Source organism: Rhodopirellula sp. J20-39, assembly GCF_057365095.1.
In genome coordinates, this window is record NZ_CP195123.1 from 121869 (window position 1) to 144397 (window position 22529).

The following is a 22529-nucleotide window of genomic DNA, read 5'->3' on the forward strand; positions in this document are numbered from 1 at the left end:
CTCGCAATTGAGCGATTTGGAACGCAACCACTCGTTCAAACTACATTGACATTCTCTGAATAGGTAAATCGCGGTCCGATCGGTTCAAGCAACTTACTCCGGAGTTGCAACAAGGTCGATTTTCAAAGTCCGAGCCAAACGCGATGGCGTGGTGGTTGGCTTCTGCTGACCACCGGTCAACTTTCGAACATCGCTTCGCACGAACGCCACCAATTCTTCTAAATCAACCACGCCGTCGGGCAGGGTTGATTTCGCGGGATCGGTGGCGTTGTCGCTTGAAAGGGCACCATCAGCTTCCCCATCTAAAGCCGATAAGACCGAAAAGGTAAAGCAACCATGCCGGAGCGGCGCTAGTTCCTGAGCTGCACCACGGCCACTCGCCGCAGCTATCACCATCCCGCCACCGCGCAGCGGTTCTCGGATGCTACTTTTCGCATCGATTACCGAACCGCTATGACAAGTGTCGATCATGTAAATCACACGACAACCAGGCACGCCTGCCCTTTGGATCAACGACCAAGGCAGCGAGGTCTCTTTCAGCTTTTGCGGCGTCGGAGATTGTGTGGATGTCGTGACGTAATAGTACTGTCCCTCAACCGTGGTACCGTGCCCCGAAAGATAGACAATTAAGATTTGGTGATCCGACTTTCCAGCAATCTGTTTGTTGATGTCATCGATCGCGCGTGCCACAGTCGATTTCGTGATCTGTTCGTCATTGAGTTGACGCACGGTTCCCAATCGATACCGACTGAGTCCAGACGACTGCTTGTGACTGAGCATTGCGATAATCGCCTCGACATCGTCAAGAGGAAACGCCAACTCGCCGAACCCACCGCGTTGATTGGCAATCGGTCCAAGATAGTTTTCCGATGCTAGTGACAAAACATGCAGCTGGTACGGAGTCGGGTTGCCAGTCTGTCCACGGCGATAGGCAACATCCGCAGCATATAGACTTGCAAGTGCACCACCAGATTCTTGAGCAATCACCTCGATTTGATTTAGTCGTCCCGAAGCGACCGCATCCCAAGCATATTGGTATTGATTGGGGCCAATCTGCGTGCGTCGGGGAACTTCTAAACGAGTCGCATCAATATTGCCACTGACCTGATAACTGTCTGCGTTCGCGTCGCCAAAATCAATCTCGGCGATAATTTGATTTTCCGCTTCGGAAACTAGCTGCTCACCAACAACAGGCGTTACGATTCGCACCTCTGGTGTTGACGCAATGACGTTCGCTAACGCGTTCCCGGAAACACTTTGCAGGGCCACGTCATTCAACATTTCTCCATTCAGCAATCTGCGAATCGTCTCAGGCCGTTCGAATTCCTTGGCCAAGAAACCCGCCTTTAGCATGCGTGGCGATTTGTCGGGGCCACGTAGGATCATCCAGTCAAAGAGCGTGCCGCCCTCGGCAGCCGATGCGTCGAAAACGCCGTCTGGATGCCATATCACCCATTCACCACGTTGATTGGCAAACGCTGTCAAAAACGGAAGCCAGGCTGGACGGATAATGAACTTCTTCGGCTTAACCAAATCTGGTTGATCCGCATTCGGTTCCGGCAACGCATGGATCAGGTTCTGGTTCAAAACCGAAACACGGCTCAACGTGTCCAAGATTTGTTCAGCGGATTCGCGTCCCGAAACTGCGTCTAGAATCTTCGCTGGGTCTTCCGCTAGGAAGCCTTGAATCCGTTGGATTCGATCACCGTTACGTAAACTTCGGGCAAATGCGATCCCAGCTGGATCCACATTTTTGACGACCACGTTTCCTTGCTCGATCATGAAGTCACAACCCCAGTGACTTGCGTTGGGAAACGAGTTCGATGGATTGGCATCCAATAGCCCCGCCAATCGCCACTGTTTGATCGTATGGTCTAGCGATCCGCTGTACAAAACCGTGCCAGCTTCATTAGCAATCAACGATGTAACGGTCCCCGTATGATCGCGAAACCAACGCACCAACCGAGGACGACGAACCGTTGTCCCCGATTGAGCAGCCTTATCAAAGCGATAGACGAAGATGCTGTTTATGTTCTCGGTACCGATCGCGATCCCAACCGGTTCGAGTTCGTCTTTTGCAAACAAAAAGCAATGACAAACGTACGCACCCTGACGGCTGAAATCTAAATCAATCTGCCAACGGGTTCTGCTGCCGTCGGTTAAGACCAACTGATCGACAGGCCGCCCATTTTTCTCGATTCGCCATCCCGGTGGCTGGTCGCTCGGCAACCTCCAATCGACATCCACTTGCGGCTGATCAACCAACTCACCATAGCGCAGGTCCCAAGCGGAATCAAACTGTTTGGGTGCAGAACCGAACCCCAATACGGACTCATCCGGTGACAACGCAAGAAAGCCACATCGCCGCACATTGGCTTCCAATTTCGCTGTAGTAGTTTGCTTGAATGGATTCGCGATTCGTTCGCCCGTTTCATCGACAAGACGAAGGACGGAAACACTTCGCGGCGACTCATGGCTGACCGCCAAAAAGCGTCCATCGGGCGAAATCGCCACGCCCAAGCAGGGATCATGTTCCGAGATCACACGTCGCTGGAGTCGTTGACGTGAAGCGACATCAAAGATTTCAATGATCGACTCTCCCGAACGCCCGTCAATGAACTCACTGCTCAACACAGCCATCGTCTGGGAATCGGGCGATGCACCGCCTTGATCGCTAACACCTCCCAATGCGATTGCAGTCACGTTTGGAAAACCGGATTGGATCCGATAACGTTTCGACGAATCGGAACTATCAGACAAGTAGATCGCACCCTGAGCATCGGACGACGCCCAATATCTCCCGTTGGGGTCGTGGGCCAAGGCAGCAACACGACCGTGATAGTCCTCACTGAACGCGGCTTGATTCCCTGTGGTGAGCGATTGAATGATTAGCCGGACTGGTCCGCCATTTTCTTCCTTAGAGAACACGATGTTGCGTTCATCGACAAAGATCGCCCACGGCTGATGCCTAAGCGGATTAGGAGCAGCAGCCTGCAACATCTTCGAAGAGTAATTGCCCTGTGCATTCCGTTCCCACAGGAACATCCCACCGGCTTCGTCTCGGGATACAACAGCGTCGCCACGAGTGGAATAGTCGAGTGAAACGACTGCGAATTGATGCCCTTCAGTACCAATTTGTTTCGCTTCCGCCGCTCGCGTTCGCTCAGCGGGTGAAGGCAAGCTTCCTGTCAAAGCAGCTTGCCCGACATCGATGACCGCAATGTCACCAGTTTGCTGCCGAGCACTCACGCCACCGATCACCATTTCCGATCGAGTCCGGCTCATCGCAGCCGCATAAACGCTGCCTCGGTTTCCGCGTGCCTGTTCCCAGTGGATAGGTGCGGCGAGAGTGACGGCCGGCGGGCTATCAGGACCACGGTTATCCCAGCCCACTTCGTAGGTGTAGATCACCTTGTCTAAGCCAGCAACGTAAAGTCGCTGGGAATCGGTCGAAAACAGCAACTGCCGGATTTGAGAAGTAGGTCCCCCCGTATTCAACACGACACGCGGAGGAATCTCTTGAGCAGTTGCGACGGATGCCCCGACCGAGAGAGCCGCCCACTGGACTGCCAAGCAGCCCAGAAGAACAGCGACTGCAAGATGAATACTCCGATCCGCTCGTAGTCGTCGGATCGTCCCGGAAGAAAGACGAATCATTGAAGCGGTAAGTCGTCAGGGTTGCTGTATCGGATACTCACCGATGTCAGCAGTGTTTGACCAAAGAATGATCGTTGCGAGCGTGCTTGGCGAGTGATGTCACGACCGATCCCGGTTCGCAACTGACCACGATTGGTAGCCAACAATTCCACCGCGGGTGGCTGTTCACCCTCTTTCCAGGCATGAAAGAATTGTGCCGTCACGGTCCCGATATCGGCCGCGTCTGGCAACCCTAACGATTCGCCTTTGGCGGTCACGACAAACTCCTTCAGCAAAGTTGGAGAAACATACCAACCGGATATCACACCAACCGATTTGGCAGGCACAAACCAGGTTCCAATAGACTTCGTTGCGTCATCACGACAGAGGCAGAACGAATTGATTCCATCGATCGACAATTTCACACCCACGGCGTGGTCAGCATCATTGTGAACACGGAGCTTGTAGGTGTCATTCGCTTGCAACGGCGCGAAGGGAAACCCGCCAGCATCTTCGATCGCAATCGGATCGAATTGCGCCGATCCATTGCGACGGACAAGAACTTCCATGCGAAACTTGCTTGAAGCACTGGGCGAAATTTCAGTCTTGGAATCGCCTCGGAATGCAAACGTTGGATCCGAAACACTGGCTGCAAGCTTATTCGTTACTTTGGACTGTTTACTAATTAGTTGATTAGCAAGATCACGGGCCGACGACTGATCACTCGCCTTCGTGACCTCCGCGACGGCATCTTGTTCCTTGTCCAGATCAACCGTCAAACCGAGCAACCGGCTAATATCTTCGATGCTACTGACCTCTTGAACCTTGACCTTTTCACGAAAGCCTGAAAGCTCTTTGCCCGTCTTATCGAACAAGTCCGCTTTGATCAGAACAATCGCATCGGACTGAACCTTCTGGAATACGAACGAACCTCGTACGGTCCACGATGCTCCCAACGGCACTACTTTGGTTCCTTTCGCTGCCAGCTGTTCCTTCAAGGCTGCGCGAATCGCGCGGCCGGCCGTCGCCGCTCCCGGTCCCTCGAAGTTTCCCAACATGACTTCATTTCGGCCCTTCTCCTTCAGATAATCCGAAACGTTCGTCGCCAAACTGGCGATGGCATCATCCAGCGTTGTGGCATGCGAAGCCTGCGGCGCCGCCCCCGCCGCCAGGGCTAGCAACAAGAGGCCCATCAACAGCGTCCGCACCTTTAACCGCGGTGTGATTCGACTTGCGGAAAATTGAATGTGGTTCATTGTTTTGACCCTATCGTCGATCGAATTTTGCACAGAAGTGACAGCGAGCTAAGCGTTAAAAAGAGGTGGTTGTTACTGATATATTTGCAGAAAACTAATTTGATATCGGAGTGCCGATCCGCAGCGATGATGCCGCTTCCTGATACACCGACGATGTGGTTTCGGCTGAATCCCAAAAGGCGCGTTTGATCGTACCACCAGGAAGTGCCAGTGGCCCCAGTCCAAGTTCAACCAGACGCCCGGTGAAGACTTGATTCTTCAACAATGCCGGATCCTCGATCCCCAATTCACAGGCCGCAGCGCGAAGATCGAGATTCTTGGCGTAAAGCTGAGTGACTCGGCTGATCGGTTCTTCAAAACGCAACAAAGCGTCTCGGTCTTGATCGCCAATTCCCAACTCGTCCGACACCGTTCGCCACAATTGTTGTAAGTACTTTTGGCGGGATGACTCTAAGGCTTGATCAAGCTGTTCTTGAGGCGGAAAAAGTTCTCGGACTTTCCGTCGAGCTTGTGGTGTTTGTACCGCTGTTCCCTCTCGGACAAAGTCCGTTAAGTTCAGCATGCCGTGCTTGTGACAACTGATGCAGGACAATCCGTTCACGATCAGCGGACTGCCTGAAATGTTCAGAGAGTCCCAAACAATGTTCACCGGACCTTCGTCGATCCGATTGCCTTCTCCATCCACCAACATGTAAGCATGAAGACCATTGGGCAGGTTGAAGATGATCTCGCCACCCGCGTGCGTGAATGCTTCGTTGGCGAAGGGATTGTCATCGAAAACGGGTCCCAACGGAAATCTTGCCAGATTGCCGCGTCCCTCGTTCCGAGCGAAGTCGTAACTGATCCACAACGTTCCGTTGGTTGACGAATGATATTCAATCAAGCGGTTCTGGCCCGACACGCCACTTTCAAATAGTCCAGCACGGCGTGAAGTACTCAAACGGAAATTCTCTTCCACATCCACACCCGCTCGCTCGAGCAACTCATCGAGGTGATCGGGGATATTGGTCAACTTGTGGTACAGCGGTGGGCGTGTGGCTTTCGCAACGAACCAATCTGCGCGGATGGAGGTTACCCCGTCAAAGTTAGCCGTTCCATAAAGCTCTTCAATCTTCTCGTAGATCTCCAGCGACTCGATACTCGATTGTGGCTTAACGCCGAACGGATATTCTTTCAGAACCGCTTCCCAGGTCCCGAATTCCTGCCAACCGTAGTGGCGCAAGTCGATGTTAAAAATCGTCTTCTCGTCATCTATCGGCTTTGGCAACGTAATCGTTGCCTGGCTAGACATACTGTTGACCGCCTTGGATAAGGCCGCGCGATAAATCGTCAGGTCACGCTCGGTCACAACGGGGTTGTTGTAGATATGGTTCAACGTGAGGTAACGTTGAAATTGCCTTTCGTCTTTGCGAATATCAAACAAGTGGCGAGCGATTTGCTTAAGCACGTCGACGTCGGAAATGAACTTCCTTTGCTCCGCGACTTCCCAAGGTGCCCCCGATTCAATCCAGTTGCGGATTAACTGCTTCTCTTCATCGGCAAGCGGTTTCTTAGGCGGCATCTGGTCATCGGAAATGACCTGCCACAATAATGACTCTTCGGCATTACCCGGCACGACCACACCAAGGTCCGCGTTTTCGCCACGTTTCTTGACCGCATGAACGAGAGTGTCTCGATCCAGAACATTCATGTTCTCAATCTTGAAATCAACCCCGTGGCATCGGTGACAACGGTCCCGCAATATTTGAATGGCTGACTTCGCGACTTCCCCACTTGCCGGTTCTGTGGTGTCACTTGCACCTGCGTGACCGGTTCCCGCAATCCCGATGATTAGGGAAGTGACGACCCAATACCATCGAAGACGTGTTTGGATATATCGATAACGAGCGAGGTGGTCATTCATGAGTTCAGCGCACACTATTTAAGACGGCCGGTCATTCGAACGATGCCAGCTCCGGTGTCCGTTTAGTAGATAAGGAATTCAGCGGCCCATCGGACAACAAATCCAAATTTCCCAGTCAGCTCTACTTCTTCCACCGAACTCCAGAATACCCCACCGGGGGGTGAATTCAACTCTTAGGTCGAATCTTGGTCTGCGCAGCGAGACAGCCTCGTCTCCAAATTTGCAAAACCCGCCGAATCCCAACGATTCTCGACAGAGCTTGGCTCGCGATTAACGAACCATTTGCCATTCCTGAAGAGCGGGTATCGGGTAAACCAACATCACCACGTTCAACACCAAATTATCGCGAATTGCTGCTAAAAGCACTAATTCCGTCACCACAAACAACGCCACCGAAACCCGCCAGGGCACCCGCGACGCGATCACATAGCCGAGAATGCAGGCAAACAGGTCGAAGAGGGAATTGGCAATCGAATCGCCCGTATAACCGATCGCCATCGTCGCCTCGCGATAGCGGTTAATGATCAACGGTGAGTTTTCGAGAATTTCCCAGGCCGACTCGATGATGACAGCGATCAGGAATCGATTCGCTGGCTTAATCCAGGGGGTCCAACGCGAACTGGCCCAAGTTAAAGCTGCATAGAACAGCAACCCATGCAGCACATGGCTGAAGAAATAAGGGTCGAGTAAGTGTTGCGAATTGTGTTTCGACCAAATATCCCAAGACCATGGCGATGCACCGCCGCACTCGCACCAAAACCGCCGACCCATGGCGGCTAACACCGCACCCAACAAGACCGCGATTCCGGTTGTTGCCAGAACAGGATAGCGATGTTGAGCAGGCGACGAACCGGAAGAGTCAGGTGTCGTCTGAAGAGACATCACGACTCCTCGCGTGATTGCTTCAAAGCACGTCGAAACTCTTCGAGCTGTCGCTGCAGCGGTGGTGAGTGAGGCATTCTTTGACAAGCATCGGTTTGCATTTCCACGGCCGATTCGAAATCGCCGACCGCGAAATAGCATCGCGCACAAGTATCCATCAACTCCGGTTGATTGGGGGTCAGCCGTAACGATTCAATGCTGTACCGAAGTGCTTTGGCGTAATCGCCCGTCGTGTTGCTAACCAGCCACGCGTACGCATTAAGACGTTTGGCAAGTTGTTCAGGAGATGGCCTCAAAGGTCCGATCTTTCGAAATGAATTCTTGATTTCGGCAACCTCTTGTTCAGCCAATCCGATGTGGTGACTCAGCGTTTCCTGCACACTGTTCTTCCATTTCGCATCGCCATCGAGTCGGTACATTGCGATCAAGATGTCAATGTTCTTGTGATTGGCCTGAAACGCTTCCTGCAACTTGATACGAGCCTCGTCTGATTTCCCCTGCTCAATCAGCAGCATTCCTTCGTGAAAGGCGAGGTCACTCTTGACCACCGGTGCGGTGAAGTTGCTCGCTATCAAGCGATTCTTAAACTCGTCATCCTGTTCAATCCGTTTTGCCAACGGCTTGAGTGTTCGGATCACGGCAGCATGGTCTTCCAACTCACCAAACATGCGAGCCGACTCCGAACGCGCGTATGCTGAAATCGCGTTATCCAGGGGCAATCGATCCATTACCAAACTGTATTCTTGATCAGCCCATCGGAATAAGCCTCGACGGGTCAACTGCATCGCAATCCGGACATGCGCCTCCGCATGAACCTGGATGGTTTGCGGATGCATGGGATTCGGTTTCGCGTCGTCATCGGTGGGCTTTCCATCAGCATTTTCCACCTCTGGAATCGGAAGTGGATTGATCGCTAAGGCCACATCAGCCAATCGCCCCGCTTCGGCCTCCTCCCCAGTACGGCTATAAGCTTCAGCCGCTGAGTAAAGCAGGATCGGCGACTTCTGGAAAATCTCAACATGCTGATTCTGCATGGCGATGACGGCCGGATACAGCGAATGCTCAAGCGACCAACTCGATGTTTGAATCAAGTCACGAGTTCGCGAAGGAATTAGATCGACGTTTCGGATCACCATCGCTAACGCGGCATCACGTTCGCCACTGAATATCGCTCGTTCGGCGGTGATCCAGATGAGCTGCAATAGCTGGCTTCCCGACTGGGGCAACCGACTGGCTAACACCCCCTGGGTCGACAGCGGTCGATCCAACAGATCGGCAGACCCTTCTTCGACAAGAGTCCCGTTGCGATGCTGGTCAAAAATTTCCTGCCACCGTGCGACTTCCACCACACCGCCACGCAAGTCTTTGGCGTACTGCAGCAACCAACGATTTGCGATCGTCAGTCGCCCCGAGAGCTGAGTAACGATCGCTTGTGCTTCCGAGCGACGTCGCAACGTTTCCTGTTGGTCTTCTGGTTTTTCCTGTCGGTGGTCGGCGGTTGATCCCATGAAGACATCCGAAGACTTGACGTCCTGGTTCATCAACGCCAATGCAGCCAAACGCCCCAATGCCGGCTCAGGTTCAAACTTGGCCAAACGAAGCAGAGCCGCAAACGATTCGGATCGAGGCAATCCAGCCAACTGAGCAATTCGCTTCTTGCGTTCGTCCACGGCCCGCGCACCGTATTCGTTCAGCAATTTGGTCACCGCCGCAGAGTCCGCTTCGGTGCTCCACCGCACCCCCAATCCGCTCGTCAACCGACGTGCGACGATCGCTACTTCGCTATCGGGATGGTTGCGAGCCTCGCGGAGCTGATCAAAGGCAGCCAATCCGATCCGCGATAACCGATCACGACAACGAATCCGTGTCGCGTAACTATCCGAAGCCAATCCCTCGATCAATTGACTGATTTCGGTCGGCGATGGCTCCGGCATCGTCGCGGTTTCCGGCAACTGTTCCGCCGCCAGATTGCAGGCACCAACGATCAATACGAGGATCACGATCCCTAAATGACCAATCAGGCCACTGGATCGGGGGGATGCCATTTGGGTGTTTGAATACATCACGGGCCTTTGGGATACGTCACGGGCCTGGCGGGCGACTGCCCATCATCAAAAGATAAATGAATAATTCACTTTACCAAGTTGTCCGCCCGCTCGACCCACGGAAATGGACACCACGCACGCAAAACCTTCATATTCCCCGCAAAAACCGCATCCCAATCAAGGCAATTTGTTTGCCTTGGCGTTCTTTCTGAATTAAGCTCCCACATCGGAAGCGTTGCAATCTAATCTGGCTGCCCGGCCCAGTTTCCCAGCTCAAGGATCCCATTCGCGATGAAAATTCGCTCGACTCTCATCCTCTTCTTCGGCCTTTGCGTGTTCAGCACGTCAGCTCCCCAGCAGGCTGCGGCCCAATCCGCTGTCCTGTCGGAGATCTACGGCCGGGGTGTTCATGCCTACCATTCGGGCCAGTACGACCAAGCGTCGCAGTGGCTGACCATGGCGATTGATAACGGCTACCGTGATCCACGTGCTTACTACTTCCGCGGTTTGACCGCAGCGGCCAGCGGTCGTAGCTACGAGGCGGAAGGTGATTTCCAACAAGGGGCCGAACTGGAAGCCCGCAGCGGATCGCACGAAATCGTCGGTCGATCGTTGGCCCGCATCCAGGGTTCCTTACGGATCAAACTAGAAACCATTCGCGAAAAAGCCCGGCTGCTCGCACTGGCGACTGGCCAAGCTCGCTCCAACGCACGCTACGGCGAACTGGGTGTCGACCCAGCGGGCGCCGTTCAAACGCCGGCCGCTCCCCAGCCTCGCTCTGTCACCACACCACCACCGCCAGCGAAGGACAACCCATTCGCAGACGACCTGGGCCAAGACCCCGAAGTCGAATCGATGGACGCCTTCAAGGGTGCACTTGAAAACGCAGCCGACGAACCAGCCGCAGGAAACGCGGCTGAACCAGCCGCGGGTGGCGACCCATTTGGTGGCGGATCTGAACCTGCCAGCGACCCGTTCGGTGGCGGAGGCGGCGCCGACCCATTTGGTGGTTCCGATGCAGGTTCCGACCCATTCGGCGGCGGAGATGCCGGTGCGGACCCGTTTGGTGGCGACAGCCCCTTCTAGTCTGCCAAGTTCATTTCGAATATCGATTAAGGAAACCCGAATTACCAACATTCGGGTTTCCTTTTTTAATACCCACTCATCTTCCAAGTGGTCCACGGGATGAACGACCCAATTGACGCATTTTTCGTCTACGGCACTCTGTGCCGCGGTCAGTGCCGCGAGCATCTATGGCCCGCCCAACCGCTTAGCATCATCGACGCCTGGACGTACGGCACGCTCTACGGCCGTGCCGACTATCCCGCCATGCGAAGCGGTACCGACCCCGTCGCTGGCGAGTGCTGGCGATTTGCTCCCGGCGACATGAACCGTGTCCTCGCGGCCCTCGACGAAATCGAAGGCACTAACCAAACCGGCCATCCCAATCTCTACGACCGAGTAATCGTCGACGTGTTCGAGCGAAACAATGTGCTCGAACGAAACATCAATGGCAGCCATCGCCAATACGGTCGAGCCTACGGATACCACTACGCGATCGATCCAGCCATTGATGGCTTTGAACGAATTTTGACGACAAGCTCCTCGCCGGGCGTCTACGCTCGGTGGCCGGCTTAGCTGACCGCTGGCGACCTGCGAAGCGTTAGCTAGCAATCCATTCGCTGGCAATCTATTCGCCAGCACTGGGCTCAACAGCAGCGACTTGCTTTATGGGCATGATGGCCATTCCGCCCCTTTCGATTAAAAGGTTTCCCGCGGGTCCGGTCGTGACGATCAAGTCGCTCGGGACGTGCTCTTTCGAACCCGCCAAGACATACCGGTTGGCTGGTCGATAAGCTCACGACGTGCTTCGTTTCTTCCTGAGGATCCATCCATGCCGTTCTTGTCCGGTAGCCTGTCGTTCGAACGATTTCGTGTTTCCAAGTTTGATTCCGAAACTTTTGATCAAGAACATCTCGACAAGATGATCAAACACACCGCGGGCAACGTGGAAACCTCTTCGACGGAAAACGTTCACACTGGCTTTCTCGGTGGAGCACACCTTTTTGATCAAGATTTCGACTTGAACAAAAACGTGATTAATGAGGCCGTCCATTTCGGCATTCGCATCGACACCAATTCCATCCCCTCGGCGATTAAGAACGCTTGGATGTCGATGGAACTAGCTGCGGCGGGCCGCGACAACCCCAGTGGTGTTGCCACCAAGTCGCAACGCAAAGAAGCCAAAGAGGCCGTTGAGCAGCGCTGCGAAGTCGAAGCCGCAACGGGTAAATACCGGAAGTTCCAACCTTTCGCGTTGCTGTGGGATACCTACCATGAAATGCTCTACTTCGGTGGCACCGCGGGTACCGCCAGTGGGCACTGTGCGGATCTACTGGAACGTGTCTTTGAGATCGAACTGGGACATGTCAGCGCCGGCACGATCGCTCAGGATTGGGCACTCGCGTCAGATCGCTACGCTGAAATGGATGACGTCATGCCAGCGAGCTTCGTTGAAGGGCAAAGCATTTCGAGCGTTGCGTGGGCAAACGAGCACTCCAAGGCTCCCGACTTTTTAGGCAACGAGTTTTTGCTGTGGCTGTGGTGGATGCTCGAAACCCAAACCGAAGTGATCGCACTGCCGGAAGACGGTGAAGTCACCGTGATGCTAGCTAAAACTCTCTCGCTAGAATGCCCCGTGGGTGAAAACGGCAAAGAAACCATCTCAGCCGAATTCCCCACCAGTCTTCCTGAAGCGATGCAAGCGATCCAGCATGGCAAGCTGCCGCGTAAGACCGGGATGACCATCATCCGTGATGGACAACAATTTGACCTGACGCTGCAAGCGGAAACGTTTGGAATCAGCGGCGCCAAAATTGTGTTAGACGATGACGTTGAAGACTTCGGTCCCGAAGACCGTATCGATGCGGTGCGCACACTCAGTGACACGGTCGATGGCATGCTGCACACGTTCTGTGATTTGCGAACGGGAACGGGTTGGGAAGAAATTCGATTGGCGATGCAGGAATGGTTGGCACCTTCCGCCAAGCAATCCAAACGCCGCGCCGCCTAAGCCATCCTTAGCGTTTGCCCCACTCCGAAATCCGGGGCAGGTTTCGATACAACAACCAGTTGTAAAATCGACGAGGCAGCGTTCGCCGCAATAGCGAGAACGCAAACGCATCAATGCTGCCGTACACACGTAGCGGCGGCGACTTTTGACGCATGACCTTGATGATCTTGGCCGCGACCGAGTCAGGCGTGGCCGGCGCCCGGTGCATCGCAGCTTCGACGAATCGCTCCATATGACGATAATGTTCATGATAGGGATCAATCGGATCCGCCGATGCTTTGGCACTCATAATGGTATAAGGCACCTTTTCAAAAGCATCCGATCGCATGAACCCGGGCTGGATCAAAGTCACCGATACGTTCCACGGTTTCAATTCGTAGAACAACGCTTCGCTGACTCCTTCAAGCGCAAACTTTAATGCCGAATAAACCGACATCGTTGGCATCGCCATCATGCCGCCTACGGACGACACGTTGATAATCTTTCCTCGACGCTTCGCTCGCATACCAGGCAACACACAACGAGTCAGCTCGACGGGCGAACGAAAGTTGATGTTCATCTGATGCAATCGCTCAGGCTCCGTCACGTGTTCAACGCATGACCGATAGGCAACACCGGCGTTGTTGATCAAGACATCCACGCCACCTAACTTCAATTCAATGTCAGCGGTCAATGAGTCCCGCTGGTGAGCGTCGGTCACATCGAGAGCACGTATCCAAAGATCTTCGCTTTCGACGATGCCGTGTTCCTGAAATCGGCTCAATGACGCCTCCCGTGCGGTCAACACGAGATGCAAGTGGTGCCGATCCTGTTCTTGAATCAACCGCCGACTAATCGCCAACCCTAGCCCGGTTGACGCACCGGTGACCAACACCACCTGACGTCCATCGACGCAATCATCAACTCGTGATTGCTTAAGTAAGGTTAGCGGTTGAGAGTTTAAAAAGTTGATCAGTGCTGCAATGCCTCAACACGATTGTTGAGGTGGGGTCGTGGAATCGGTTCACTGCAACTCACCCCACCAAGTACTCCAAACACGTAATCGACCTCTTGATTTGGGTCGTCGTATTGCAATTCTCGGTGTTCCAAAGTGAACCGCATTCCACCACGAGGTAGTGAGGCGGTCTCATCGGCGGTCAAACGCAACCGCCAAGTCCCATCACTCTCAAATACACATCGTTGCGGGTCAGTGATTTCCAACACGACGGCCCGATCGATGAATTGGCTAAATACTCGAAAGCGAGCTTGATGCCCCGCCCACTGAACCGGGCGTCCGGTTGAGTCGGTCAACTGAAACGTGAGGTCATAAGGCTGACCGGGACAGACACGAAACCAAGAGCATGGTGATTTTTCGGTGCAGGGCACCCGTCTGGCGCGAATAGTCATTGGATGAATCGAGAGGGAGGATTGGAGCGCGTCGAACACTCATCGCTGCACAGGCCTCTTCCAAGCACCGCCTCATTGCAATCGGCGGCCCAGCAACACAACGCGAAGGTGTACAAAGGCAAATCACGTGCCGGGCATTTAAAGCCCTGTCAAGAATTCCCTTACACGTCACAGGAGCACGGTTTTTGAGCCGGCAAGGGCGTCAACGCTTCCCTTTCGAAATCGAACGCCAAAACAGCGATAGAATCGAGGGCGGGGGCTGCCTATTTGTTATGCAGCCAATTGATCATTAGTGCGCACCAGATGCACCGTAAGCGCGCGTTGTGACGCGCTCAGCAAAGTTCGATGAAGGCCTGGACAATTCCTTGACGGAGAACCCCTCTCTCAGGGTAGACTGTCGATCGGCGCGATGAACGTTTCGCAGACCAACCAGACAGCACGAAGGCTCTACCTACCATGAACACACGTCCGTCTTGGCATTCTTACCGGATCATCTTGTTCTCGTTAATCGCCACGATCGCGACCTTTTGCATAGCAACCATCTATCCGTCCGGCCCGAGCCCGGACCACCATCTATCGCTTTCCTTTGCACCCGCACATGCATGGATCGCCTCTCAAGCCTTTTTGTTGACGTTGCCCGGCGTCGCGCTAGGTTTGTTTGCAAACCATTTCCGTCGCCCGGCGATACAAACTGATCCAGGTTCCTCCGGTGCATCGACGGTAACAGGCATGGCCACCGACACCACGTCAACGGACCGATGGCCAATGAATCGCTGGATATTGGATTCCACTCAGCTTCTCGCCTTGGCGATGATTGTAGCGGTTCCAGTGTGGGTGCTCGGCGACATCATCACATTCACATGGATCGGTGAGCGGTTGTGTTCTCGAGCCTTCTATAACATTGGCACCACACTTCTGCCTGGCATCTTGAGCCACACCACCTACGCTCAATTCATTGCATTCGGATTGGTTTCCATCTCAGTGATTACGGCAATCATCGGCAGTTGGAAGTTCACCGGTTGGGTCGCGCGTCGCTGGTCATCGCATACCAACGCAGTACGTCCGTCGGTTGTGATGATTGTCTTCAGTTCAATCGCGTTGATGATGGCTTCACCCGGCCTTTGGCAATTTGAACGCACCGCCAAAGAAATGCGACGATGTTCAACACGGCACCCGATCTGCAGCTTCGGACTGGTAGGCCACACTGGAATCGGCCGTTGTCTGCCAACAAGTGATTGCTCTGTCCTCTCGCGACTACGCGGTGTCGACAAGGCCAGCAGCGTCTTTCGCCGAGAAAAACAACTTTCGAAGCTGAGAATCCAACTGCAGTCCGACGCTATGGAAGACAGCCATCAACCATTGCCAGATATCGTCATGGTGGTCGTTGAAAGTCTGCGTCCCGAAATGATTGCCAATTCGACAATGCCTCACTTGGCGGAATACTCAAAGAAGTCCATCTGGTGCCAACAACATTTCTCCGGCGGAAACTCGACCGCCTTGGGGATGTTCAGCATGATGACGGGACTCGAGGCAACCTGGTTTGAACGTCCGATTAAACAAGACCCAACGTTCAACCGATTCCTTCACCAAGCAGGCTACGAGATCGCCTTCTATGCTGGCGATGTATCATTTCCTTCATTCGGCATGCACCAATTCCTGAACGAAGACGTGTACGACGATTTCCAAATCGAACCCACCGACGTTCCAAAGACTGACCTAAAAGCGATCCAACTGGCTCAAGACTTTTTAGCACGCAAAGACGTTGTGGAAGCGAACGTTTTGGCACCGGGAAAAACAGCCCAGTCGAAATTCCGCAAACCGCGGGCAGTGGTCGTGTACTTGATGGGGACCCACCGAGTCGCGATGTATAGCGATCCCGAGGATCAAGTCGATCAACCGGCCAGCACCGAGTTCTTACTTGGTTCCCACAATCAAGAATTTCGGGATCGCGTGTTCAATGGGTATCGAAACAGTGTGCGTTGGACTGATCGGATCATTGCCCCACTCTTGCGAGATGACTGTGTTGTCGTCGTCGCAGGCGATCACGGTGAACCGTTTTTGGACGATGGAACTCAGACCCACGGAACTCGCCTTTCCAAATATCAAAACATGACGCCTGCTGTGCTTTATCATCCCGGCGTAAAACCAAGGAAGATTCAGTCGCCAACATCACACATCGACTTGATCCCAACACTGATGTCGGTCCTCAACAGAGAAATCCTGCCGCAGAACATACTGGACGGGGTTGATTTGTTATCGGCAACAGAAAAACAACTCCGCCAACGTTGCTTTGCGACTACGAACATCGTCGATCAATGCTCAATGTTGATTGGACCGTGGACGCAAGCAACGAATCAACCGTTTGGGTACCGGGTCATGCTAAATCTTCAGTACTGGCAAGCAGGCTACCTAAACCCAATCGATGAACGCGGCTACCAAGTGACCAGCTCTAACGACACCCGTGGAATGCGACATTTCAATGAATGGCTGGCGACACGACTGGGCGAACAAGCCAGCAGTCAGAATGACAATGAAACCGAACAGGCCCTCTTTCGCCAAACTTTGACCTCCACTGATCCTCGAATTCAGATCGCAGCTTTGCGAATCGCAGAAGACATAACGGACCCGCCGGAGTATCTGCTGGACATTTTGGTGCAAACTGCCAAAAGCGAGAATCAGGATGTTAGAAAGCGAGCACGAAGACTCGTCATCAATCGAATTCGCGTTCAAAACTCGCTTAGTAACCCACCTCGCTAAGCTTCTTACTGACGATCGGTTTGCACCGTTTAATACATAGCGAGACTTAATACATAGCGAGGCGGCAAAGCGACAATGCTTGGCTATGTAAAAAGCCGCAGTCATCTCTGCAGACGACTACGGCTTTTAAGAATCGTTATGAACTAGATCACTAGGATCTGGTCTTAGTTAACTACTTCAGCTTGGAAGCAAAGATCGGTCCACCGTACTGAGCGGTGTCGCCCAGCATTTCTTCGATGCGAAGCAATTGGTTGTACTTCGCCATACGATCGCTACGGCTAGCCGATCCAGTCTTGATCTGACCGGTCGACAAAGCGACAGCCAAGTCAGCGATGGTGCTATCGGAAGTCTCGCCACTACGGTGGCTGGAGATCGAAGTGTAGTTGTTACGGTGAGCCAACTGGATCGAATCGATCGTTTCGGTCAACGTACCGATTTGGTTGACCTTGATCAGGATGCTGTTTGCGATCCCTTCATCGATACCGCGTTGCAGACGTTCGACGTTGGTAACGAACAAGTCGTCGCCGACAAGCTGGACCTTATCGCCCAACTTTTCGGTCATGGTCTTCCAGGTTTCCCAGTCGTCTTCGCTGCATCCATCTTCGATGCTGCAGATAGGGTACTTCGAGCACCAATCGGCGAAGAAGTCGACCATCGCATCGCCTGACAGTTTCTTGCCATCGACGGAGTACTGCTTGCTGCTTTCGTCATAGAATTCGGTCGAAGCGGCATCCAAAGCGATCCAAACTTGCTCGCCAGGTTTGTAGCCAGCTTTTTCGATTGCGGTCATGATCACATCAAGAGCTTCTTGGTTGCTCTTCAAGTCAGGTGCAAAACCACCTTCGTCGCCAACAGCGGTGTTGTAACCCTTGTCGGTCAGTACCTTCTTCAGGTTGTGAAAGACTTCCGTGCCGCATCGGAGTGCATCGCTGAAGCGTTCGAAACCAAGTGGCATCACCATGAATTCTTGGATGTCCACGTTGTTATCGGCGTGCTCACCACCGTTGATGATGTTCATCATCGGTGCTGGCAACATGCGAGCACCGCAACCGCCGAGGTAACGGAAGAGTGGTTGGTTGGTCGATGCGGCGGCCGCATGAGCGGTTGCTAGCGAGACGCTCAAGATGGCGTTGGCGCCCAAGTTCTTTTTGTTTGCAGTTCCGTCCAAACCGATCATCGCCATATCGATGGCACCTTGATCGGTCGCGTCCATGCCTTCGAGGGCATCGGCGATCTTAGTGTTTACGTTCTCAACCGCCTTCGACACACCCTTGCCCATGTATACGGACTTGTCGCCATCACGAAGTTCCCAAGCTTCGTGAATCCCAGTGCTGGCACCACTAGGAACAGCAGCGCGGCCTGCCGCACCGTCGATAAGCTGAACTTCACACTCAACAGTGGGGTTGCCGCGACTATCGAGAATTTGACGAGCGTGGATGGATTCGATCAGTGACATGGTGTTGTGGTTGGTTTGCGTTGAGGGGGGAGGTTCGTAGACGGTCAGCAATTGGCCCAAAAACGTTGGGCGTTGTGCTTTCGCCTGGTATTTTGTCCAATGCGAAGGATATTGAACACCCGGCAATGTTGCGTCCGCAGCAGCTTTCCCCACCTCACTATTCTTCAAATCTTTATGTTCACCGGATTGGTCGAAACCCTCGGAACCGTCCTCGAGATCATTGACCAACCGCCTGGGATCCGCATGGTCGTCGAAGCGACCTTATTCCGCGATACCGACCCTGATCGCGACGTAAAGCTGGGCGATAGCATCGCAATCAACGGTTGCTGCTTGACCGTTGTCGACATCGACGGCGATCGTTTGGCCTTCCAAGCGGGGGAAGAAACTCTCAACCGAACCAATCTTGGCGAACTTCAACCAGGCCAATCCAAGGTCAATCTAGAGCGATCTCTGGCCGTCGGTGACCGAATGGGGGGGCATTACGTTACCGGACACATCGATGGCGTTGGGCAATTGGTCGAGCGGATTGATGATCCGCCTTGGGCCAATCTCAAATTCTCGCTTCCCACTGAGCTTGCCGATCAAGTCGTCTCCAAAGGAAGCATCGCCATCGACGGCATCAGTTTGACGGTGGTCGATGTCGGCAACGATTTCTTCACCGTCGCCCTAATCCCACACACCCTCGACGTCACGACCCTCGGCAATCGCGCCCCTGGCGACCGAGTCAATCTCGAAACCGATTTGCTGGCAAAGTACGTGCAGCGTTCATTACAACTTCGCGACTGCGAAACAAACTCATGAGTGAAAACGAATCCGACCCCGATCTAGTTAAATTCGACCGCGACCGTGCCAAGCACCGGCGGCCGGTTGACGCGTCGCCGGCAAGCTTGCCCGATACAGAAGACTACGAGGAAAGCACCCCCGATGCGCCGCTGATCCTTCGCAAAAAAGAGCGGATCACGATTTCAGAACCACCGCCAGAACCCGGTGACGAATCTGCCCAACCACAACCCGACGATCGACAGCGGGCTCGGCGTGCATCGCGTCAAACGGCCACATTCCTTTCAAAACGGTTAACCGCAGCGGGACTTCGCCCGGTTTCCAAGTACGGTCAAAACTTTTTGATCGACTTGAACTTAGTGGAATTGATCGCCCGATCGGCTGAAATTCAATCTAACGACGTGGTCCTAGAAATTGGTACCGGCGTGGGTTCTTTGACGGCACTGATGGCAGAACAAGCCGGCGCCATCCTGACGGTGGAAATTGACAAAAACCTGTTTCAACTCGCCGCCGAAGAACTGGAAGTCTTCCCGCATGTGAAGATGATCCACGGTGACGCTCTGCGGAATAAAAATGCATTGCGTGAAGAAATCATGGAAAACATCCGTGATGCAAAGGCGCGACTGCCCGAAGGTGGACGATTCATGCTGGTCGCCAACTTGCCTTACAATGTCGCGACCCCGATCATCAGCAACCTGCTGCATGAATCACCGACCCCGGACCGCATCGTGGTCACAATTCAAAAAGAACTCGGCGAGCGAATCATCGCCAAGCCAGGATCAAAGGATTACGGCGCACTAAGCGTGTGGGTCCAATCGATGTGCAAGGCGGAAATTGTTCGAGTCTTGCCTCCCACCGTCTTCTGGCCTCGGCCCAAGGTCGAATCAGCCGTGATTCGGTTGGATCTCGAGCCTGAACGGCGGGCTGCAATTCCCGATCTTAAGTACTTCCATAACACCGTTCGCGCGTTGTTCTTCCACCGTCGCAAGTTCTTACGAAGCGTCGTCATCAGCGCCATGAAGGGGCGACTGGAGAAAACGCAGGTGGACGCCATTCTGCAAAAACTCAATCACGGCGCGACCGCCCGAGCTGAGGAACTCGATTTGCAGCAAATCATGGATTTGGCCGAGGCATTGCGGCAAGCCGAAGCGGAGCAAGCTGACTCCACCGCCACCTAACAGGCGGTCCATTTCGTCTTTTGTCCATTTTAACGACGAACGCCCTACCCCGGCGTCGCGTACTGATCTCGACTCCCCCCCGGGCGATCGTTAGCCTACTAACGAACCCTAAATCCCCTCTCTCGTTCAGGTTTTGCAGATGAACCGTTGTTTCTCCCGTATCGCTGGTTTGCGCCGCGGTGTTGCTTTCGCAGCCCTGGTGATTGCCGCCACTGTTTCGATGAGCGGCCAACGGGCTCGCGGTGAAGCCACCCTCGGTATTGGCGACAAAGCACCCGCCCTCGATATCGAACACTACATCCAAGAAGGCAAAGAGGGTTTCGGCGAGGTCACCGAGTTCGAAAAGGGCAAGATCTACGTCGTCGAATTCTGGGCCACTTGGTGCGGTCCGTGCATCCAAAGCATGCCCCATCTAGTCGAACTGCAAAACAAGTATCGTGGTGAAGGCGTTCGCGTCATCAGCATCTCCGACGAAGACCTCGAGAAGGTCGAAGAACTTCTCGAACAAGAGTACCCCGGTCGCGAAGAAACTTTCGCCGAACTCACCAGCGCTTACACGCTAACAGTTGACCCCGACGGATCCGTGTCCGAAGACTACATGCGAGCCGCTGAGCAAAACGGAATCCCATCTTCGTTCTTGGTTGGCAAAACCGGTTTGATCGAATGGATCGGTCACCCGATGGAACTCGACGAACCACTCGCCGAAGTCCTAGCGGATCGCTGGGATCGCGAAGCTTACAAAGAGCAAATGAAACGCCAAGAGCAGTTTCAAATCGCGATGCGAAAAGTTAACCAACTTGCCGGCAGCGGTAAGTTCGAAGATGCACTCAAAGTAGTGGACAAACTGCTCGAAGAACTCGAAGGCGAAGACGATCCTCGTAGCACTTTGATTCGCAAGCAACTCACTTCGTTTCAATACAATCTTCGCTTGGACTCAGGTGACCAATCTGAAGAGGTGATGTCATTCTTCCGCGAGCAACTCAAAGAGGCCAAGAGTGATAATCGTGAACTAACCCAGTTCAGTTACAACTTGATGGCATCGATGCAACAAGGCACCGACCCAGGAGCACTCGCTGACGAAACCATCGCCGCGTTGAACGAATCGGTGGACTCCGCCGATGACGAAGTGAAACCGCTGATGTACGTTTTGATCGCACAGATCAACGCTTCGATGACTAAGTTTGATGAAGCCATTGCGGCTCAAAAGAAAGCGATTGAAGCTTCCACCGGTCGTCAAAAAGAACGCATGACCCAGTTGTTGGAACAGTTCCAAGAAATGGCTGCGAAGCAAGACGAATCGAAAGACAGCGAAGAAGCTAAGTAAGAGGAAGCTGGACAAACTGGCTTTCTCAAAGGCGATTCGGGTACACACACACATCGAACGTGCCGTATCCGAATCTGGCCTTCATAAATCGAAGTCGCGCCCTGTTGAAATCGGGGCCGCGCCGTGGCGGATCCAGTCCGCTGACGTCTCAAATCGCTCTGGCACGAGCCTAATGCCGCATTTTTGGCGGCCTCTCATCAAGACGCTGAAACGCGATGCCGGCACGGGCGCAGAAATCGCTAACACCGTCACAATCAACAAACCCTAAGATCCCCGGTTGCGCAGCGGGTTAGTTTTGGCCAAAAAAGGCAATCGATTGGTGTTCATATGACCTACGGTTCCAGCGTAGACCCTCTCTCGATTTCCATTTCCCAGTGTGAACACCATGTCCATTTCTTTATCGCGTCGCAATCGACGTGTGGAGATTTCCACGAGTCGCCGGCAGCGTCAGGTTCGTCGTCTCAAGTGGGGCATCGCCGCCACTGAACTGGCGATTGGGCTGCCCGTGCTGCTCCTCTTCGGGATGGGCACCATGGAAATGTGCACCATGATCCGTCTTCGCCAAAAACTCAAGATGATCGCCTACGAAGGTGCTCGTGTTTCAGTTTTGCCGGAAGCGAAACGCGAAAACGTCGACTATCAGTGCGAGCTACTTGCCAATGATCAATCCATCAAGGGATACACGATCGATGCCAATCCTAGCGACCCAACCTCTTTGGATTCAGGCGATTGGTGCACCGTATCGATCCAAGCTCCATTCACCCAGAACTCCATGACTGGCGCCTGGATGCTATCCACTTTCGCACTCAACGAATCGGTTTCAATCCAAAAACCTTAAGCCTGATCGTTCAGA

At 53.7% G+C, this 22529-nt stretch carries 16 protein-coding genes; 8 read left to right on the forward strand and 8 right to left on the reverse strand.

What is annotated here, in order from left to right:
• Positions 1–93: 93 nt before the first annotated feature.
• The 5 genes from ACR3ZL_RS00380 to ACR3ZL_RS00400 all read right to left on the reverse strand — a co-directional run bounded on the left by ACR3ZL_RS00380 (position 94) and on the right by ACR3ZL_RS00400 (position 9722).
• A complete protein-coding gene (locus tag ACR3ZL_RS00380) occupies positions 94–3657 on the reverse strand; it encodes a caspase family protein (RefSeq protein ID WP_473649853.1) in 3564 nt (1187 codons plus the stop codon).
• Positions 3654–4892 (reverse strand): hypothetical protein, encoded by a 1239-nt coding sequence (locus tag ACR3ZL_RS00385; RefSeq protein ID WP_473649852.1) that lies wholly within the window; start codon positions 4890–4892, stop codon positions 3654–3656. The genes ACR3ZL_RS00380 and ACR3ZL_RS00385 overlap by 4 nt, the downstream gene beginning before the upstream one ends.
• Before the next feature lie 94 nt (positions 4893–4986).
• Positions 4987–6795: a c-type cytochrome domain-containing protein gene (locus ACR3ZL_RS00390; protein WP_486173132.1), complete on the reverse strand. Its 1809-nt coding sequence runs from the start codon at positions 6793–6795 to the stop codon at positions 4987–4989.
• A 270-nt stretch (positions 6796–7065) separates the two neighbouring features.
• Positions 7066–7677, reverse strand: a complete 612-nt coding sequence (locus tag ACR3ZL_RS00395; RefSeq protein ID WP_473649849.1) for a DUF2585 family protein — start codon at positions 7675–7677, stop codon at positions 7066–7068.
• Complete coding sequence (locus ACR3ZL_RS00400) at positions 7677–9722, reverse strand: tetratricopeptide repeat protein (RefSeq protein ID WP_473649848.1); 2046 nt, start codon at positions 9720–9722, stop codon at positions 7677–7679. Before ACR3ZL_RS00400 ends, ACR3ZL_RS00395 begins: the two co-directional genes overlap by 1 nt.
• Before the next feature lie 291 nt (positions 9723–10013).
• On the opposite strand from ACR3ZL_RS00400, the gene ACR3ZL_RS00405 reads away from it, so the two are divergent.
• From ACR3ZL_RS00405 to ACR3ZL_RS00415, 3 genes are all read left to right on the forward strand, one after another.
• Positions 10014–10808: a tetratricopeptide repeat protein gene (locus tag ACR3ZL_RS00405; protein WP_473649847.1), complete on the forward strand. Its 795-nt coding sequence runs from the start codon at positions 10014–10016 to the stop codon at positions 10806–10808.
• Positions 10809–10907: 99 nt separating this feature from the next.
• Positions 10908–11360 carry a gamma-glutamylcyclotransferase family protein gene (locus ACR3ZL_RS00410; RefSeq protein WP_473649846.1) on the forward strand — a complete coding sequence of 151 codons (453 nt, stop codon included), beginning with the start codon at positions 10908–10910 and terminating at the stop codon, positions 11358–11360.
• A gap of 256 nt (positions 11361–11616) precedes the next feature.
• Positions 11617–12795 (forward strand): hypothetical protein, encoded by a 1179-nt coding sequence (locus tag ACR3ZL_RS00415; RefSeq protein ID WP_473649845.1) that lies wholly within the window; start codon positions 11617–11619, stop codon positions 12793–12795.
• A 7-nt stretch (positions 12796–12802) separates the two neighbouring features.
• Here ACR3ZL_RS00415 and ACR3ZL_RS00420 read toward each other — a convergent pair whose 3' ends face one another.
• On the reverse strand, positions 12803–13669 hold the full coding sequence (locus ACR3ZL_RS00420) for an SDR family NAD(P)-dependent oxidoreductase (RefSeq protein WP_473649844.1): 867 nt from the start codon (positions 13667–13669) through the stop codon (positions 12803–12805).
• Positions 13670–13746: 77 nt separating this feature from the next.
• On the reverse strand, positions 13747–14181 hold the full coding sequence (locus tag ACR3ZL_RS00425) for a hypothetical protein (protein WP_473649843.1): 435 nt from the start codon (positions 14179–14181) through the stop codon (positions 13747–13749).
• Positions 14182–14637: 456 nt separating this feature from the next.
• Between ACR3ZL_RS00425 and ACR3ZL_RS00430 the strand changes: the two genes are divergently transcribed.
• Entirely contained in the window at positions 14638–16938 is a 2301-nt protein-coding gene (locus tag ACR3ZL_RS00430; RefSeq protein WP_473649842.1) for a sulfatase-like hydrolase/transferase, read from the forward strand.
• 172 nt (positions 16939–17110) lie between these two features.
• Here the strand turns inward: ACR3ZL_RS00430 and eno are convergent, their stop codons facing one another.
• Positions 17111–18394, reverse strand: a complete 1284-nt coding sequence (gene eno / locus ACR3ZL_RS00435) for a phosphopyruvate hydratase (RefSeq protein WP_473649841.1) — start codon at positions 18392–18394, stop codon at positions 17111–17113.
• Positions 18395–18568: 174 nt separating this feature from the next.
• Here eno and ACR3ZL_RS00440 point away from each other — a divergent pair, with 174 nt between their 5' ends.
• From ACR3ZL_RS00440 to ACR3ZL_RS00455, 4 genes are all read left to right on the forward strand, one after another.
• Entirely contained in the window at positions 18569–19195 is a 627-nt protein-coding gene (locus ACR3ZL_RS00440) for a riboflavin synthase (protein ID WP_473649840.1), read from the forward strand.
• On the forward strand, positions 19192–20352 hold the full coding sequence (gene rsmA / locus ACR3ZL_RS00445) for a 16S rRNA (adenine(1518)-N(6)/adenine(1519)-N(6))-dimethyltransferase RsmA (RefSeq protein ID WP_473649839.1): 1161 nt from the start codon (positions 19192–19194) through the stop codon (positions 20350–20352). The genes ACR3ZL_RS00440 and rsmA overlap by 4 nt, the downstream gene beginning before the upstream one ends.
• Before the next feature lie 139 nt (positions 20353–20491).
• Positions 20492–21676, forward strand: coding sequence for a TlpA disulfide reductase family protein (locus tag ACR3ZL_RS00450; RefSeq protein WP_473649838.1), 1185 nt, complete (start codon positions 20492–20494; stop codon positions 21674–21676).
• 385 nt (positions 21677–22061) lie between these two features.
• Positions 22062–22514, forward strand: coding sequence for a TadE/TadG family type IV pilus assembly protein (locus tag ACR3ZL_RS00455; RefSeq protein WP_473649837.1), 453 nt, complete (start codon positions 22062–22064; stop codon positions 22512–22514).
• The last annotated feature ends 15 nt before the right edge of the window (positions 22515–22529 follow it).